General features: G+C 58.1%; 16 protein-coding genes. 14 read left to right on the top strand and 2 right to left on the bottom strand.

Features of this window, described 5'->3' with window-relative positions; genetic code table 11:
• The first annotated feature begins 16 nt into the window (after positions 1-16).
• The 6 genes from tilS (at position 17) to ispD (ending at position 6,690) form a co-directional block, all read left to right on the top strand.
• Positions 17-1,345 carry a tRNA lysidine(34) synthetase TilS gene (gene tilS / locus NL64_RS20465; protein ID WP_034149885.1) on the top strand — a complete coding sequence of 443 codons (1,329 nt, stop codon included), beginning with the start codon at positions 17-19 and terminating at the stop codon, positions 1,343-1,345.
• 274 nt (positions 1,346-1,619) lie between these two features.
• A complete protein-coding gene (locus tag NL64_RS20460; protein ID WP_034149884.1) occupies positions 1,620-3,251 on the top strand; it encodes a CTP synthase in 1,632 nt (543 codons plus the stop codon).
• Between the two features lie 5 nt (positions 3,252-3,256).
• Positions 3,257-4,102, top strand: a complete 846-nt coding sequence (gene kdsA, locus NL64_RS20455; RefSeq protein WP_008057333.1) for a 3-deoxy-8-phosphooctulonate synthase — start codon at positions 3,257-3,259, stop codon at positions 4,100-4,102.
• A gap of 145 nt (positions 4,103-4,247) precedes the next feature.
• Entirely contained in the window at positions 4,248-5,537 is a 1,290-nt protein-coding gene (eno, locus tag NL64_RS20450) for a phosphopyruvate hydratase (RefSeq protein ID WP_034149883.1), read from the top strand.
• Positions 5,538-5,707: 170 nt separating this feature from the next.
• On the top strand, positions 5,708-5,986 hold the full coding sequence (gene ftsB, locus NL64_RS20445; RefSeq protein WP_008057335.1) for a cell division protein FtsB: 279 nt from the start codon (positions 5,708-5,710) through the stop codon (positions 5,984-5,986).
• Positions 5,983-6,690, top strand: a complete 708-nt coding sequence (gene ispD / locus NL64_RS20440) for a 2-C-methyl-D-erythritol 4-phosphate cytidylyltransferase (RefSeq protein ID WP_034149882.1) — start codon at positions 5,983-5,985, stop codon at positions 6,688-6,690. The genes ftsB and ispD overlap by 4 nt, the downstream gene beginning before the upstream one ends.
• A 78-nt stretch (positions 6,691-6,768) precedes the next feature.
• Here ispD and NL64_RS20435 read toward each other — a convergent pair whose 3' ends face one another.
• Positions 6,769-7,665, bottom strand: a complete 897-nt coding sequence (locus NL64_RS20435) for a LysR substrate-binding domain-containing protein (protein ID WP_034149881.1) — start codon at positions 7,663-7,665, stop codon at positions 6,769-6,771.
• 107 nt (positions 7,666-7,772) lie between these two features.
• Here NL64_RS20435 and NL64_RS20430 point away from each other — a divergent pair, with 107 nt between their 5' ends.
• The 8 genes from NL64_RS20430 to rpoS all read left to right on the top strand — a co-directional run bounded on the left by NL64_RS20430 (position 7,773) and on the right by rpoS (position 14,906).
• Positions 7,773-8,885 carry an S-(hydroxymethyl)glutathione dehydrogenase/class III alcohol dehydrogenase gene (locus NL64_RS20430; protein WP_034149880.1) on the top strand — a complete coding sequence of 371 codons (1,113 nt, stop codon included), beginning with the start codon at positions 7,773-7,775 and terminating at the stop codon, positions 8,883-8,885.
• A gap of 8 nt (positions 8,886-8,893) precedes the next feature.
• Positions 8,894-9,739, top strand: coding sequence for an S-formylglutathione hydrolase (gene fghA / locus NL64_RS20425; protein ID WP_034149879.1), 846 nt, complete (start codon positions 8,894-8,896; stop codon positions 9,737-9,739).
• Positions 9,740-9,782: 43 nt separating this feature from the next.
• Entirely contained in the window at positions 9,783-10,256 is a 474-nt protein-coding gene (gene ispF, locus NL64_RS20420) for a 2-C-methyl-D-erythritol 2,4-cyclodiphosphate synthase (RefSeq protein WP_034149878.1), read from the top strand.
• Positions 10,253-11,311, top strand: a complete 1,059-nt coding sequence (gene truD, locus NL64_RS20415) for a tRNA pseudouridine(13) synthase TruD (RefSeq protein WP_034149877.1) — start codon at positions 10,253-10,255, stop codon at positions 11,309-11,311. Before ispF ends, truD begins: the two co-directional genes overlap by 4 nt.
• Complete coding sequence (surE, locus tag NL64_RS20410) at positions 11,299-12,048, top strand: 5'/3'-nucleotidase SurE (RefSeq protein ID WP_034149876.1); 750 nt, start codon at positions 11,299-11,301, stop codon at positions 12,046-12,048. The genes truD and surE overlap by 13 nt, the downstream gene beginning before the upstream one ends.
• A gap of 41 nt (positions 12,049-12,089) precedes the next feature.
• Positions 12,090-12,725, top strand: a complete 636-nt coding sequence (locus NL64_RS20405) for a protein-L-isoaspartate(D-aspartate) O-methyltransferase (protein WP_172668694.1) — start codon at positions 12,090-12,092, stop codon at positions 12,723-12,725.
• Positions 12,726-12,937: 212 nt separating this feature from the next.
• Positions 12,938-13,795: a peptidoglycan DD-metalloendopeptidase family protein gene (locus NL64_RS20400; protein ID WP_034149874.1), complete on the top strand. Its 858-nt coding sequence runs from the start codon at positions 12,938-12,940 to the stop codon at positions 13,793-13,795.
• A 103-nt stretch (positions 13,796-13,898) separates the two neighbouring features.
• A complete protein-coding gene (gene rpoS / locus NL64_RS20395; protein ID WP_034149873.1) occupies positions 13,899-14,906 on the top strand; it encodes an RNA polymerase sigma factor RpoS in 1,008 nt (335 codons plus the stop codon).
• 678 nt (positions 14,907-15,584) lie between these two features.
• On the opposite strand, the gene fdxA is transcribed toward rpoS, so the two are convergent.
• Positions 15,585-15,908 carry a ferredoxin FdxA gene (fdxA, locus tag NL64_RS20390; protein WP_034149872.1) on the bottom strand — a complete coding sequence of 108 codons (324 nt, stop codon included), beginning with the start codon at positions 15,906-15,908 and terminating at the stop codon, positions 15,585-15,587.
• Positions 15,909-15,941 lie beyond the last annotated feature (33 nt).

Genomic DNA, 15,941 nt, shown 5'->3' with positions numbered 1-15,941 from the left:
GAAGTGATCGATCTCTATGAATCCTTCCAATATCGATCTGTCTGTCAGGATCCTGCTGAACCTGAAATCCTGGCGCAATGCCAATACCTGGCACATCGCATTCTCCGGTGGCCTCGATTCCACTGTCCTCCTGCACCTTCTCGCCACTCTCGCTAAAACCGAATCCCTGCCTGCGCTAAACGCCATCCATGTCCATCACGGCCTTCAGACTGTGGCCGATGCGTGGCCGGAACATTGTCGGTTGGTGTGCGAATCGCTGGGAGTGCCATTACAGGTCATTCGCGTGCAGGTTCAACCCGGCGCCAGTGTTGAGCGTGCTGCCCGGGACGCGCGTTACAGCGCCTTCACCGAGGTCACTCAAATCAATGAAGTGTTGCTGACTGCCCAGCACCGCGACGATCAGGCAGAAACCTTGTTGTTCCGCCTGCTACGTGGGGCTGGTGTGAGAGGTTTGTCAGGGATGCCCCGACAACGCCGGTTGGGGAAGGGGCATCTGCTGCGCCCTTTGCTTGATGCCAGCCGCGCTGAGCTTGAGGCCTATGCGGCGGGGCATCAGTTGAACTGGATCGAAGACCCTTCCAATCAGGATCGTCAATTCTCGCGAAACTATCTGCGCCACCAGATTTTTCCGGTATTGACCGCACGTTGGCCACAAGCGATCACAACCATGGCCCGTAGCGCTGCGCATCTGAGCGAAGCGCAGGGGTTGCTTGATGAGTTGGCACAAATCGATTTGAGACAAGCGACCAGCCTCAGTGATTTCGATTGGCTGGGTCTGCCTTCTCTGGAGCTGGCATCGCTGGAAAAACTCTCGGCCGCCCGTCAGCGCAACGCGATCAGCCATTGGCTCGAACCGCTGACACGACTGCCAGATAGCGACCATTGGTCGGGTTGGGAGGATTTACGCGATGCCACCGGCGATGCGCGACCCATTTGGCGGTTAGCCGATGGGGAAATGCATCGGGCGGGCGATCGTATCTGGTGGCTGTCCGGCACCTGGTTGCGTATAGCGATTTCGGTTGGAGAGTGGCCTGACCCCGCGCAGGCTCTGGTGTTGCCCGATAACGGCGTGCTCATGCTGAAGGGGCAAATCCCCGATGGCCCGTTACAGATCCGCTATCGTGAAGGGGGAGAAGTGATGGAGTTACCCGGCCGTGGTCATCGCGACCTGAAGCGTTTGCTCAACGAGCGCGGAGTGCCGATGTTCATGCGCGGCAGATTGCCGCTGCTGTACAAGGGCGAGCAATTGCTGGCGGTGGCGAACCTGCCGGGGCTGGATGGTGGTCCGATGGGTGGCTGGAATTTGCATTGGCAGCCGCCGGGCGAAGATCAAGGTTTGAGCTGAAAGGGGCTTTCCGGTAGACTACGCTCCCTTCTTGATACAACTTCTGTGGATTCGCCTGAATTGCAGGAGTTGCCGATTACCAAGCAGTCTTTGCTGGGCGATTCCAAAAAATGTGTAGCGAGCAACGTACCGGTGTTTCATCTCCCGGTCTGTCCCAACGCGGCGGTTTTTTTGAAAGGTGCACTGTGATTAATGCAGGTGATCGGGGGCTTCGGCCTTCCTTCGCTTTCCCCGGCGGCTCGGACCGCTTTAACGCAGACTTCTAGGGTTTTTCATGACGCGCTACATATTCGTCACGGGCGGTGTTGTTTCTTCATTGGGGAAAGGCATTGCATCGGCATCATTGGCGGCCATCCTGGAGGCGCGGGGACTTAAGGTCACCATGCTGAAGCTGGACCCGTACATCAACGTCGACCCGGGCACCATGAGCCCGTTCCAGCACGGTGAAGTGTTCGTCACCCACGACGGCGCCGAGACCGACCTGGACCTGGGCCACTACGAGCGGTTCATCCGCACGACGATGACCCAGAACAACAACTTCACCACCGGCCGTGTCTACGAACACGTGCTGCGCAAAGAGCGCCGTGGTGATTACCTGGGCGCAACCATCCAGGTGATTCCGCACATCACCGACGAAATCAAGCGCCGCATCATCAAGGGTGCAGGCGATGCCGACGTGGCAATGGTCGAGATCGGTGGCACCGTGGGTGACATCGAATCCCAACCGTTCCTCGAAGCCATCCGCCAGCTGCGTTTCGAAGTCGGCGCCAAGCGCGCGATGCTGATGCACCTGACACTGGTGCCGTACATCGCCACTGCCGGCGAAACCAAAACCAAGCCAACCCAGCACTCGGTCAAGGAACTGCGTTCCATCGGCCTGCAACCAGACGTGCTGGTCTGCCGCTCCGATCACCCGATCGATATTTCTTCCCGTCGCAAGATTGCGCAGTTCACCAACGTTGAAGAACGTGCGGTAATCGCGCTGGAAGACGCCGACACCATCTACAAGATCCCGGGCATTCTGCACTCCCAGGGTCTGGACGATTTCGTCGTCGAGCGTTTTGGCCTGCAATGTGGCGGTGCCGATTTGTCCGAATGGGAAGCCGTGGTCGACGCCAAGCTCAATCCTGAGCACGAAGTCACCATCGCCATGGTCGGCAAGTACATGGAGCTGCTGGACGCCTACAAGTCGCTGATCGAAGCGATGAGTCACGCCGGCATCAGCAACCGCACCAAGGTCAACCTGCGCTACATCGATTCCGAAGACATCGAAAACCAGGGTACTGCGTTGCTCGAAGGCGTCGACGCGATCCTCGTTCCTGGCGGTTTCGGTCTGCGTGGCGTGGAAGGCAAGATCACCGCCGTTCAATACGCTCGCGAAAACAAGGTTCCATACCTGGGCATCTGCCTGGGCATGCAAGTGGCCGTGATCGAGTTCGCTCGTAACGTGCTGGGCTGGAAAGACGCCAACTCCACCGAGTTCGATCGTGCAAGCGGTCACCCGGTCGTGGGCCTGATCACCGAGTGGGAAGATGCCACCGGCGCCGTCGAAACCCGTACCGAAGCGTCCGATCTGGGCGGCACCATGCGCCTTGGTGCGCAGGACTGCCTACTGGAGCCGGGTTCCCTGGTTCACGGCTGCTACGGCAAGGACGTGATCGTCGAGCGTCACCGTCATCGCTACGAAGTGAACAACAACCTGCTGCCGCAAATCATCGAAGCCGGCCTGAAAATCTCCGGTCGTTCCGGTGACGGCGCGCTGGTTGAAGTGGTTGAAGCACCGGATCATCCTTGGTTCGTCGCTTGCCAGTTCCACCCTGAGTTCACTTCGACACCTCGCGACGGTCACCCGTTGTTCAGCGGTTTCGTCAAAGCAGCTTTGGCTCAACACCAGAAGAAGGCTTGAACCTTATGGCGCAGAAGATCATCCGCGTAGGCGATATCGAGATTGCCAACGACAAGCCAATGGTGCTGTTCGGCGGCATGAACGTGCTGGAAAGCCGCGACATGGCGATGCAGGTCTGCGAAGAATACGTCAAGGTTACCCAGAAACTGGGTATCCCTTACGTGTTCAAGGCCAGCTTCGACAAGGCCAACCGTTCCTCCGTGACCTCTTACCGTGGCCCTGGCCTGGAAGAGGGCATGCGGATTTTCCAGGACATCAAGCAAGCCTTCGGCGTGCCGATCATCACCGACGTCCACGAGCCTGAGCAGGCCGCGGTCGTCGCTGAAGTCTGCGACATCATCCAGTTGCCGGCCTTCCTGTCGCGCCAGACCGACCTCGTGGTCGCGATGGCCAAGACCGGCGCGGTGATCAACATCAAGAAAGCCCAGTTCCTCGCACCTCAGGAAATGAAACACATCCTGAACAAGTGCGTTGAAGCGGGTAACGATCAGTTGATCCTCTGCGAGCGCGGTTCGAGCTTCGGCTACAACAACCTGGTCGTCGACATGCTCGGCTTCGGCATCATGAAGCAGTTCGAATACCCGGTGTTCTTCGACGTGACCCACGCGCTGCAAATGCCGGGTGGTCGTGCCGATTCCGCCGGTGGTCGCCGCGCTCAGGTCCTCGACCTGGCAAAAGCCGGCATGAGCCAGTCCCTGGCCGGCCTGTTCCTGGAAGCCCACCCGGATCCGGACAACGCCAAATGCGATGGCCCTTGCGCCTTGCGTCTGGACAAACTGGAGCCATTCCTGGCCCAGCTCAAAGCTCTGGACGAACTGGTGAAGAGTTTTCCGACGGTAGAAACCGCGTAACATCGGAATCCGGTCGTAGGAGCCGGCTTGCTGGCGATAGCGTCCTTTCGGGCCCCATCGCCAGCAAGCCGGCTCCTACGGATGTGACCTACAAGTTATAAATCGAGCAGTAAGCGTTTTCGTCAACTTTGGAGTGTTTACAACAATGGCTAAAATCGTCGACATCAAAGGTCGTGAAGTTCTCGACTCCCGTGGCAATCCCACCGTGGAAGCGGACGTGCTTCTCGACAACGGCATCATCGGCAGTTCCTGCGCGCCGTCCGGTGCTTCCACTGGCTCGCGTGAAGCGCTCGAGCTGCGTGATGGCGACAAGAGCCGTTACCTGGGCAAGGGCGTACTCAAAGCCGTAGCCAACATCAACGGTCCGATCCGCGACCTGTTGAAAGGTACAGACCCAAGCGACCAGAAAGCGCTGGATCTGGCGATGATCAAGCTCGACGGTACTGAAAACAAAGGCTCCCTGGGCGCCAACGCCATCCTCGCCGTTTCCCTGGCCGCGGCCAAGGCAGCAGCTCAGGACCAGGACCTGCCGCTGTACGCTCACATCGCCAACCTGAACGGCACCCCGGGTGTTTACTCGATGCCGGTTCCGATGATGAACATCATCAACGGTGGCGAGCACGCCGATAACAACGTCGACATCCAGGAATTCATGGTTCAGCCGGTTGGCGCCAAGTCTTTCTCGGAAGGTCTGCGCATGGGCACCGAGATTTTCCACCACCTCAAAGCCGTGCTGAAGGCCCGTGGCCTGAGCACTGCCGTCGGTGACGAAGGTGGTTTCGCACCAAACCTGGCTTCCAACGAAGACGCTTTGAAAGTGATCTCCGAAGCCGTAGCCAACGCTGGCTACAAGCTGGGCACTGACGTGACCCTGGCTCTGGACTGCGCGGCCAGCGAATTCTACGAAGACGGCAAGTACAACCTGTCCGGCGAAGGCCAGGTGTTCACCGCTGAAGGTTTCGCTGATTACCTGAAAGGCCTGACCGAGCGTTACCCGATCATCTCCATCGAAGATGGCCTGGACGAGTCCGACTGGGCTGGCTGGAAAATCCTCACCGACAAGATCGGCGAGAAGACTCAGCTGGTAGGCGACGACCTGTTCGTGACCAACACCAAGATCCTGAAAGAAGGCATCGACAAAAAGATCGCCAACTCGATCCTGATCAAGTTCAACCAGATCGGCACCCTGACCGAAACCCTGGAAGCCATCCAGATGGCCAAGGCTGCCGGTTACACCGCCGTGATCTCGCACCGCTCCGGCGAAACTGAAGATTCGACCATTGCCGACCTGGCTGTTGGTACTTCGGCTGGCCAGATCAAGACCGGTTCCCTGTGCCGTTCCGATCGCGTTTCCAAGTACAACCAACTGCTGCGTATCGAAGAGCAGTTGAATGGCAAAGCCAAGTACAACGGCCGCAGCGAATTCCGCGGTTAATCAGTACATGGTAAAAAGACACCGGATTGTGTCGGAAAAATCGCTACGGCGACGGTTTTGCCACTAATCTGATGCCTTATCAGCACAAGCCTGGTTCATCCAGGCTTCGTGCTATCAGTAGCTTCATGTTTTGGTATGGCTGTCTTTTTTCACTGGATACCTGATATTCGATGCGCAGTCCCAATTGGTTGTTTCTCGTCTTGCTCCTGTTGCTGGCTGGCCTGCAATACCGCCTGTGGGTGGGTAATGGCAGTCTGGCGCAAGTGGCTGAGCTGACTCAGCAGATTGCCGATCAGCAAGCTGAGAACCAGACGTTGCTGGAGCGCAATCGGGTGATGGACGCGGAAGTCAGCGAGTTGAAAAAAGGCATGGAGACCGTTGAAGAGCGGGCTCGCCACGAGTTGGGCATGGTCAAGGACGGTGAAACCCTTTACCAGTTGGCACAATGAACCAGACGTTACCGGCCTTCTGGGCCGTGATTCCTGCCGCGGGCGTCGGTGCCCGTATGGCTGCGGACCGTCCCAAGCAATACTTGCAACTGGGCGGGCGCACTATTCTCGAACACAGCCTCGGCTGTTTCCTTGATCATCCTGGCCTGAAAAGTCTGGTGGTCAGTCTTGCTGTTGATGATCCCTATTGGCCGAACCTGGCGTGTGCCGGCGATGCGCGAATTGCGCGGGTCGAGGGCGGTTCCGAGCGTTCCGGCTCGGTGCTCAATGCGTTGCTGCATTTGCATGCGCAAGGCGCCGATGATGAGGATTGGGTGTTGGTACACGATGCCGCACGGCCGAATCTCAGTCGTGACGATCTCGACAAGTTGCTGGCTGAACTGGCGGATGATCCGGTGGGTGGGCTGCTCGCAGTTCCGGCGCGGGACACGCTCAAACGGGTCGATAAACGCGGGCGTGTCGTTGAAACCGTGGACCGCAGCGTGATCTGGCAAGCGTACACGCCGCAGATGTTTCGCCTCGGTGCGTTGCATCGGGCATTGGCGGACAGTTTGGTAGCTGATGCAGTGATCACTGACGAAGCGTCGGCGATGGAGTGGTCTGGCATGGCTCCGCGCCTGATCGAAGGACGGTCCGATAACATCAAGGTCACGCGCCCCGAAGATCTCGAGTGGCTTCGTCAGCGTTGGGCTAACCGCCGCTAAAAGATCGCAGCCTTCGGCAGCTCCTACAGGAGACCGCGTTTCAAAGTAGGAGCTGCCGAAGGCTGCGATCTTTTGATCTCAAACCCGATACTCCGGCCGCTCCGCCAACCCTTCCTTCAAATAATCCACCAACTTGCGCACCTTCGGCGATAAATGCCGCTGCTGCGGATACAACGCCCAAACGGCAGTATTCGGCGGTTGATGCGCCTCCAACAGCGAAATCAGCGCGCCGTTTTTCAAATGCTCCAGTACGTAATAGTCCGGCAGCTGACACAACCCCACGCCTTGAAGCGCCGCGTCCAACACCGCTTGCCCACTGTTGCAGCGCCAGTTTCCCTGGACGCGTTGGGAAAATTCCCTCCCGTTCTGCTCCAATTGCCACAGATCCGAACTACCAATGAGGCAGTTATGCCGGTTCAATTCCGACAAGCTATGTGGGCGACCATACCGTTCCAGGTAGGAAGGCGATGCGCATAGATACATGCGCCGTGGTGCGAGGCGGGTGGCGACCAGTCGCGAGTCTTGCAGGCGACCGAGTCGGATCGCCAGGTCCAGACCTTCATGCACCAGATCCAGTTGGCGATTGCTTAACTCGATGTCGATCCGCAGTTGCGGATAAAGCCCCATGAAGTGAGTAACCAAGGGCACGATGAAGCGTTCACCGTAGGCCACGGCGCAGGTCATGCGCAACATGCCCTTGGGTTCGCTGGTCAGGTCGCCGACCGCACGCAACGCCTCTTCGCGTCCATCCTGCAGACGTTGGCAATGCTGTAGAAAAGTCTGTCCGGCTTCAGTCAGCGTCACCCGCCGCGTACTGCGGTAGAGCAAACGGGTTTGCAAACGCTCTTCCAGGCGTACGATTTGTCGACTGATATGGGAGGAAGACACCCCCAAACGTTCTGCGGCAGCGGTGAACTGACTGCACTCGGCCACAGAGACGAACTCGTCGATGCCTTCCCAGCGGTTATCGGACATTAATGATTATCCCTGTACAGCAATAATATTTTGCATTTGCCTCGATTATTCATCGTGCGGCGCTGTATTACACTCCCTGTCTCGTTTTTATTCACTGGAGAACTACCATGATCAAGTCGCGCGCCGCCGTTGCCTTCGAGGCCAAGAAACCGCTGGAGATCGTTGAAGTCGATGTCGCCATGCCCAAGGCGGGTGAAGTGTTGCTGCGCGTGGTGGCCTCCGGTGTTTGCCATACCGATGCCTACACTTTGTCGGGCGCCGATCCGGAAGGCATCTTCCCGTCGATCCTCGGTCACGAAGGCGGTGCAATTGTCGAAGCAGTCGGCGAGGGCGTGACTTCCGTTGCAGTCGGCGATCACGTGATCCCGCTGTACACCCCGGAATGCCGTCAGTGTAAATTCTGCCTGTCCGGCAAAACCAACCTCTGTCAGGCGATTCGCGCGACCCAGGGCAAAGGCCTGATGCCGGATGGCACTTCGCGTTTTTCCTACAAGGGCGAAACGATTTTCCACTACATGGGTACTTCGACCTTCTCCGAATACACCGTGCTGCCAGAAATCTCCGTGGCCAAGATTGCTAAAGAAGCGCCGCTGGAAAAAGTCTGCCTGCTGGGTTGCGGTGTCACCACCGGCATCGGCGCGGTCCTCAATACCGCCAAGGTGAAACCTGGTGATACCGTGGCCATTTTCGGCCTCGGCGGCATCGGTCTGTCGGCGGTCATCGGCGCGGTCAAAGCCAAGGCCGCGCGCATCATCGCCATCGACATCAACCCGGCCAAATTCGAGATCGCCAAGCAGCTGGGTGCAACCGATTGTGTAAACCCGAAAGATTTCGACCGTCCGATCCAGGAAGTCATCGTCGACATGACCGATGGCGGCGTCGACTTTTCCTTCGAATGCATCGGCAACGTCCAATTGATGCGCGCTGCACTGGAGTGCTGCCACAAGGGTTGGGGTGAGTCGGTAATCATCGGCGTCGCCGGTGCCGGTCAGGAAATCGCCACACGTCCGTTCCAGCTGGTCACCGGTCGCGTCTGGCGCGGTTCGGCGTTCGGCGGCGTGCGTGGCCGTACCGAGTTGCCAAGCTACGTGGAAATGGCGGAAACCGGCGAGATCCCGCTGGATACCTTCATCACCCACACCATGGGCCTGGAAGATATCAATAAGGCTTTTGACCTGATGCATGAAGGAAAAAGCATCCGCACCGTTATCCATTTCTGAGGTCTGCCATGAGCCTGGAAAATATCTCCTGCCAGAAAAGTTTTGGTGGCTGGCACAAGCGCTATCGCCATCGCTCGGAAGTACTGGGCTGCGACATGGTGTTCGCTGTCTACCTGCCGCCGCAAGCGGAGCAGGGCGGCAAGCTGCCGGTGCTTTACTGGCTGTCGGGCCTGACCTGCACTGACGAAAACTTCATGCAGAAGGCCGGCGCCACGCGCATGGCCGCTGAGCTGGGGCTGATCATCGTGGCACCGGACACCAGCCCCCGTGGTGCCGATGTGCCGGGTGATCCGGATGGTGCGTGGGACTTTGGCCTTGGCGCCGGGTTTTATCTGAATGCCACGCAGGAACCTTGGTCGCGGCACTATCGGATGCATGACTATGTCGTGCAGGAATTGCCGGCATTGGTTGAGGCCCATTTCCCGGCGTCGGACAAGCGTGGCATCAGCGGTCACTCAATGGGTGGTCACGGTGCGCTGGTCTGTGCCTTGCGCAATCCGGGACGGTATCTGTCGGTGTCGGCGTTCTCGCCGATCAACAATCCGATGGACTGTCCCTGGGGTCAAAAGGCCTTTTCCCGTTATCTGGGCGAAGACCGTTCGAAATGGCGCGAGTGGGATGCCTGTGCGTTGATTGCCGAGGCTGACGAGAAGCTGCCATTGCTGGTCGATCAGGGTGATCGCGATGATTTTCTGGCCACCCAGCTCAAGCCGGAAGCCTTGCAACAGGCGACCAAACTGGCCGGTCATCCGCTGACGTTGCGCCTGCAACCCGGCTACGACCACAGCTATTTCTTCATCGCCAGTTTCATCGAGGATCACTTGCGGCATCACGCGCATGCTCTAGGTGCCTAATGCAGGTAGAATCACGCCCTGACAAAAATCGGGGCGTTTTTTTATGCGTATTGGCCACGGCTATGATGTGCACCGTTTCGCTGAAGGCGATTTCATTACTCTCGGCGGCGTGCGCATTGCACACAGTTTCGGGCTGCTCGCTCACTCCGACGGTGACGTCCTGCTGCACGCCTTGAGCGATGCCTTGCTCGGCGCTGCTGCGCTGGGTGACATCGGCAAACATTTCCCGGACACCGACCCGCAATTCAAGGGCGCCGACAGCCGTGCGCTGTTGCGTCATGTCGTCGCACTGATCCACGCCAAGGGCTGGAAGGTCGGCAACGTGGATAACACCATCGTCGCCCAGGCGCCGAAAATGGCCCCGCATATCGAATCCATGCGCGCGCTGATTGCCGCGGATCTTCAAGTCGAGTTGGATCAAGTGAACGTAAAAGCTACCACCACCGAAAAGCTCGGCTTTGTCGGTCGCGAAGAAGGCATCGCTGTGCATTCCGTTGCCTTGTTGCTGCGCGCATGAACGAACTGCAATTGCTCGGCCCGCGGGCCTATGGTGAAGCCCTCGGCACTGCCGTGCTGAAAGCCACCGCGGAAGATTTCCAGGTCGACGAAGTCCTGGATATTCCCTTGAGTGGCGACGGCGAGCACCTGTGGATCTGGGTGGAAAAACGTGGTCTGAATACCGAAGAAGCCGCACGGCGAATTGCCAAGGCTGCCGGCGTGCCATTGCGTACTGTCAGCTATGCCGGACTCAAGGATCGCCAGGCGTTGACGCGTCAGTGGTTCAGTGTGCAATTGCCGGGCAAGGCCGATCCGGACCTGTCGGCGGCAGAAAACGACACACTGAAAATCCTTAAGACCAGCCGCCACAAACGCAAGCTGCAACGCGGCGCTCACTCGGCGAATGGATTCACCTTGCGCCTGACGCAATTCGCCGGCGACAAAGCTGCCATCGAAGAGCGCCTGCAGCTGATTGCCAAACAAGGTGTCCCCAACTATTTCGGTTCCCAGCGCTTCGGCCATGACGGCGGTAACGTGGTCGATGCCCGTGCGTGGGCTGCGCGCAAGGCTTTGCCGGAGCAGCGCAACGTACGTTCACGCCTGCTGTCGACTGCACGCAGTTTTCTGTTCAACCAGGTTTTGGCTGCGCGCGTAGCGGATGGCACCTGGCAGCATGCGCAGATCGGTGACCTGCTCGCTTTCACTGATAGCCGCAGCTTCTTTCCGGCCGGTGAGGCCGAGTGCAGCGACCCACGACTGGCGATACTCGATCTGCACCCGACCGGGCCGCAGTGGGGTGAAGGTGACTCGCCGGCCACGGGCGCTGTCCATGAACTGGAGCAGGCGATCGCCGCGCGCGAAACGGACCTTCGCGATTGGTTGATCAACGCCGGAATGAGCCACGAACGTCGCATCCTGCGACTGCCCATTGCCGGGTTGACGTGGCATTATCCCGAGCCTGACATTCTGCAACTGGAATTCGTCCTGCCGGCCGGATGCTTCGCCACTGTATTGGTGCGCGAGCTTGTTGATCTGGTGCCGGTGGGGCAGACGGACAGCCCATGCGTATTCTGATTTCTAACGACGATGGGGTAACCGCACCCGGTCTCGCCGCGCTTTATGCTGCGCTGGCGGATTACACCGAATGCGTGGTTATCGCCCCGGACCAGGACAAAAGCGGCGCGAGCAGCTCGCTGACGCTCGACCGTCCGTTGCACCCGCAGACGCTGGCCAACGGTTTTATCAGCATTAATGGCACCCCGACCGACTGCGTGCACCTGGGCCTCAACGGCTTGCTGGAGCGTGAAGCGGACATGGTGGTTTCGGGGATCAACCTGGGCGCTAACCTGGGGGACGATGTGCTGTATTCGGGCACGGTGGCGGCGGCGCTCGAGGGGCGTTTTCTCTCGCGTCCTTCGTTTGCTTTTTCGCTGGTCTCACGACAAGTCGAGAACCTTCCCACAGCGGCTTACTTTGCGCGCAAACTGGTCGAAGCTCATGCTGACCTCGACCTGCCACCGCGCACGGTACTGAACGTGAATATCCCCAATCTGCCGCTGGATCACATTCGCGGTATCCAGTTGACCCGCCTCGGCCATCGCGCACGCGCAGCGGCACCGATGAAAGTGGTCGATCCGCGGGGCAAGGCCGGCTACTGGATCGCCGCTGCGGGGGACGCCGAAGACGGCGGCCCGGGTACCGATTTCCACGCAGTGATGCAGGGCTATGTTTCCATCACCCCGTTGCAACTGGATCGCACCTTCAATGATGCCTTCAGAAGTCTCGATGGCTGGCTGGAGGGGCTGCGCTAATGTCTCGTGAGCAAGACGATATGCTGCGTCGCGGCATCGGCATGACGTCGCAACGGACCCGCGAACGCTTGATTCAACGTCTGTACGAAGAGGGACTGTCCAACGCCAAGGTGCTGGAAGTCATTCGCCGTACGCCGCGTCACCTGTTCGTCGACGAAGCGCTGGCACACCGGGCCTACGAAGACACCGCGCTACCGATCGGGCATAACCAGACCATCTCCCAGCCTTATATGGTCGCTCGCATGAGCGAGCTGCTGCTGGAGGCCGGTCCGCTGGACAAGGTGCTGGAAATTGGCACCGGTTCGGGCTACCAGACTGCGGTGTTGTCGCAACTGGTGGAGCGGGTGTTTTCCGTGGAGCGCATCAAGGTGCTGCAGGACCGGGCCAAAGAACGCCTGGTCGAGTTGAACCTGCGAAACGTGGTGTTTCGATGGGGCGATGGCTGGGAGGGCTGGCCGGCGCTGGCGCCCTATAACGGCATCATCGTCACCGCGGTGGCGACGGATGTGCCTCAGGCATTGCTCGATCAACTGGCGCCCGGGGGGCGTCTGGTCATACCGGTAGGAGCTGGCGAGGTTCAACAATTGATGCTCATCGTTCGGGAAGAACAGGGCTTTTCCAGGCGCGTTCTGGGGGCGGTGCGCTTCGTTCCGTTGCTCAACGGGCCACTGGCCTGAGCATTTGTTTCGGCACGCTGAATTCTCTTCGATTGCCTTTGTCTTACAGCGGCGTCGATTGGTTAAACGGGGGCTTTTGTCAGTCAGCAAACGTGTGCGCCAAGCCATTTCGCTTCATTAAAGGTAAAGCTCGCACGGCCCGTTATACTTGCGACACTTCACGCCGGAGCACGGCAAAACTACATTTTCAGCCACCACAAAGGGAGCGGCGGGTGAGTCTCACAGTCATTGCGCAGCGTATGGGTACAACGAGCTTTCAGCGCCTGGTGACTGGCCTTGTCTTGAGCACCTTGCTGGTCGGATGCTCCAGCAACAAATCCAGTGATGTTCGGGTTGTCGACCGCAACAAAGCTGCGGCCCAGCGTCCGGCAGTGACGACCGGCCAGTACGTCGTCCGCCCGAAAGACACCTTGTTTTCCATCGCCTTTCGTTACGGCTGGGACTACAAGGCGCTTGCGGCCCGCAACAACATTCCCGAGCCTTACACGATCCACCCGGGTCAGACGATTCGCTTTGACGGGCGTACCGGTTCAACGTCGACAGCCGTGGTCAGTTCGTCGAATTCAACGCCTTCCTCGTCGAGTAAAACCACGGTATTCCGTCGTCCGGTAAACGGTGCGACCACCACCACACCGGTGGTTGTACCGTCCGTCGCCAACAAGCCGGCACCTGCTCCACTGCCTCCTCCCGGCCCAGCCCCGACCGGCTGGGGATGGCCTTCTAATGGCATTCTGATTGGAAAATTCTCTTCAAACGGGAGTTTGAATAAAGGAATTGATATCGCCGGAGATTTGGGACAGCCTGTTTTAGCTGCGTCTGATGGGACGGTGGTATACGCCGGGAGTGGCTTAAGGGGCTACGGCGAATTGGTCATCATCAAGCACAGCGAAACCTACGTTAGTGCCTACGGTCATAACCGCAGGTTGTTGGTTCGGGAGGGGCAGCAGGTCAAGGTCGGACAGACAATTGCCGAAATGGGGTCAACGGGTACAGACCGGGTGAAACTGCATTTTGAGATTCGCCGACAAGGTAAACCTGTAGATCCGCTGCAATTCCTGCCGCGTCGTTGATTGCTTACCAGCCTGTTCCGTCGTAGAGGGGACAGGCTCCAGCGTTGCCAAGGATAAAGGCGCCGCTTGAGCTTGAGGTCGAACTCACCAAAGGACTATAACAATGGCTCTCAGTAAAGAAGTGCCGGAGTTTGACATCGACGATGAGGTTCTCCTGATGGAGACCGGCATCGGTACGGATTCGATGTCGAATGAAGAAGGGGCGGCTCCACCTTCCGTTCGTGCCAAATCCAAACACTCCGCTTCGTTAAAGCAACACAAGTACATTGACTACACTCGGGCGCTCGATGCCACGCAGCTGTATCTCAATGAAATCGGCTTTTCCCCTCTGTTGTCCCCCGAAGAAGAAGTACATTTTGCGCGCCTGTCGCAAAGTGGTGATCCGGCTGGGCGCAAACGCATGATTGAAAGCAACTTGCGACTGGTGGTGAAAATCGCCCGACGCTATGTCAATCGTGGCTTGTCGCTGCTCGACCTGATCGAAGAGGGCAACCTCGGCTTGATCCGGGCGGTGGAGAAGTTCGACCCCGAGCGCGGCTTCCGCTTTTCGACTTACGCGACCTGGTGGATTCGTCAGACCATCGAACGCGCGATCATGAACCAGACCCGGACCATCCGGTTGCCGATTCATGTGGTCAAAGAGCTCAACGTGTACCTTCGGGCCGCACGGGAACTGACGCAAAAACTCGACCATGAACCCTCACCCGAAGAAATCGCCAACCTGCTGGAAAAACCGGTGGGAGAGGTCAAGCGCATGCTGGGCTTGAACGAGCGGGTTTCTTCGGTCGACGTCTCGCTGGGTCCGGATTCGGATAAAACCCTGCTGGACACCCTCACCGACGATCGCCCAACCGATCCATGCGAACTGCTACAGGATGACGACCTGTCCCAGAGCATCGATCAATGGCTCTCGGAACTGACCGACAAGCAACGCGAGGTGGTCGTTCGCCGCTTCGGCCTGCGCGGCCACGAGAGCAGCACCCTTGAAGACGTAGGCCTGGAAATTGGCCTGACCCGCGAGCGGGTCAGACAGATTCAGGTTGAAGGTCTGAAGCGTCTCCGGGAAATCCTGGAGAAAAATGGCCTGTCGAGTGAGTCGCTGTTTCAATAAACGATACGCTTGCTGATCAACAAAAAGCCCCGACTGGTTCGGGGCTTTTTGTTATCTGGAGACGAGGGATTTACATGACTTCGGTGCGCCCACAGGTTTGTAGTCTTGCGATGTAAGCCTTGGCTTACTCTTTCGTAAGTGTTCGTTATTTTTACACCTTGGCAGTCGGCCATGGTTATCAGCGTGAAATTCTATCTATCTGAAAAATATAGTTATTTTTCAATATTAACAGCGTGTGACAAGGTTTTCAGGCGCAGAGGACCGATTGCTCTTGCTGGAGAACTCTCTAGTATCCGGGTTGTGTCAACGGACCGACACGCCCTTCAAGGATGAGGGGAATGGACATCGCAGGACGCGATTCATCAGGACGATGAAAAGGAATACAGGGAATATGGAAAAAATGTGGGCGGGTCAAACCGCCCCTTTTTTTGCCCGCTAAACGCCGATTACGCACTCGCCAATTCGATCATGCGTTACCTTCTGGTGTACGCGTTCCCCCTGTAGGAGGCGACTTGCTGGTGATGGTCGTTAACGATAACGCGTACGGTCTGGTTGAGCGCGGCGCACCCATCGCCAGCAAGCCGGCTCCTACGGGTATCGCGTTGACTGTGTTCCTGATGATTTTTGAAGCCGAAAAAAAAGGCCCTTGTGGGGCCTTTTTTGGGAACGCGGGGGTAATCAGCGTTCGAGATGTTCGATCTTGCCTTTCTTGCCATCCCATTCAGCGGAGTCTGGCAATGGATCTTTACGTTCAGTGATGTTCGGCCAGATTTCAGCCAGTTCAACGTTCAGCTGGATAAAGTTTTCCATTCCAGCTGGAACTTCATCTTCCGAGAAGATGGCCACAGCAGGGCATTCAGGTTCGCACAGTGCGCAGTCGATGCACTCATCCGGGTGAATCACCAGGAAGTTCGGGCCTTCGTAAAAGCAGTCCACCGGACACACTTCTACGCAGTCGGTGTACTTGCACTTGATGCAGTTGTCGGTGACGACGAAGGTCATTTCTAGTTTTCTCCTCAGGCGCGGCTTGCTGCG

Origin of the sequence: Pseudomonas fluorescens (assembly GCF_000802965.1) — a bacterium.
Taxonomy (GTDB): domain Bacteria; phylum Pseudomonadota; class Gammaproteobacteria; order Pseudomonadales; family Pseudomonadaceae; genus Aquipseudomonas; species Aquipseudomonas fluorescens_A.
Note: the sequence above shows the minus strand (reverse complement) of the source record. Positions and strands in the feature narration are given on the sequence as shown.

Bases quoted from the DNA above. Each gene is read 5' to 3' on its own strand.
- rpoS (WP_034149873.1), top strand. From the start codon at position 13,899: ATGGCTCTCAGTAAAGAAGTGCCGGAGTTTGACATCGACGATGAGGTT.
- ispD (WP_034149882.1), top strand. From the start codon at position 5,983: ATGAACCAGACGTTACCGGCCTTCTGGGCCGTGATTCCTGCCGCGGGC.
- eno (WP_034149883.1), top strand. From the start codon at position 4,248: ATGGCTAAAATCGTCGACATCAAAGGTCGTGAAGTTCTCGACTCCCGT.
- fghA (WP_034149879.1), top strand. From the start codon at position 8,894: ATGAGCCTGGAAAATATCTCCTGCCAGAAAAGTTTTGGTGGCTGGCAC.
- NL64_RS20430 (WP_034149880.1), top strand. From the start codon at position 7,773: ATGATCAAGTCGCGCGCCGCCGTTGCCTTCGAGGCCAAGAAACCGCTG.
- ispF (WP_034149878.1), top strand. From the start codon at position 9,783: ATGCGTATTGGCCACGGCTATGATGTGCACCGTTTCGCTGAAGGCGAT.
- ftsB (WP_008057335.1), top strand. From the start codon at position 5,708: ATGCGCAGTCCCAATTGGTTGTTTCTCGTCTTGCTCCTGTTGCTGGCT.
- NL64_RS20435 (WP_034149881.1), bottom strand. From the start codon at position 7,665: ATGTCCGATAACCGCTGGGAAGGCATCGACGAGTTCGTCTCTGTGGCC.
- NL64_RS20460 (WP_034149884.1), top strand. From the start codon at position 1,620: ATGACGCGCTACATATTCGTCACGGGCGGTGTTGTTTCTTCATTGGGG.
- NL64_RS20405 (WP_172668694.1), top strand. From the start codon at position 12,090: ATGACGTCGCAACGGACCCGCGAACGCTTGATTCAACGTCTGTACGAA.
- surE (WP_034149876.1), top strand. From the start codon at position 11,299: ATGCGTATTCTGATTTCTAACGACGATGGGGTAACCGCACCCGGTCTC.
- truD (WP_034149877.1), top strand. From the start codon at position 10,253: ATGAACGAACTGCAATTGCTCGGCCCGCGGGCCTATGGTGAAGCCCTC.
- kdsA (WP_008057333.1), top strand. From the start codon at position 3,257: ATGGCGCAGAAGATCATCCGCGTAGGCGATATCGAGATTGCCAACGAC.
- tilS (WP_034149885.1), top strand. From the start codon at position 17: ATGAATCCTTCCAATATCGATCTGTCTGTCAGGATCCTGCTGAACCTG.
- fdxA (WP_034149872.1), bottom strand. From the start codon at position 15,908: ATGACCTTCGTCGTCACCGACAACTGCATCAAGTGCAAGTACACCGAC.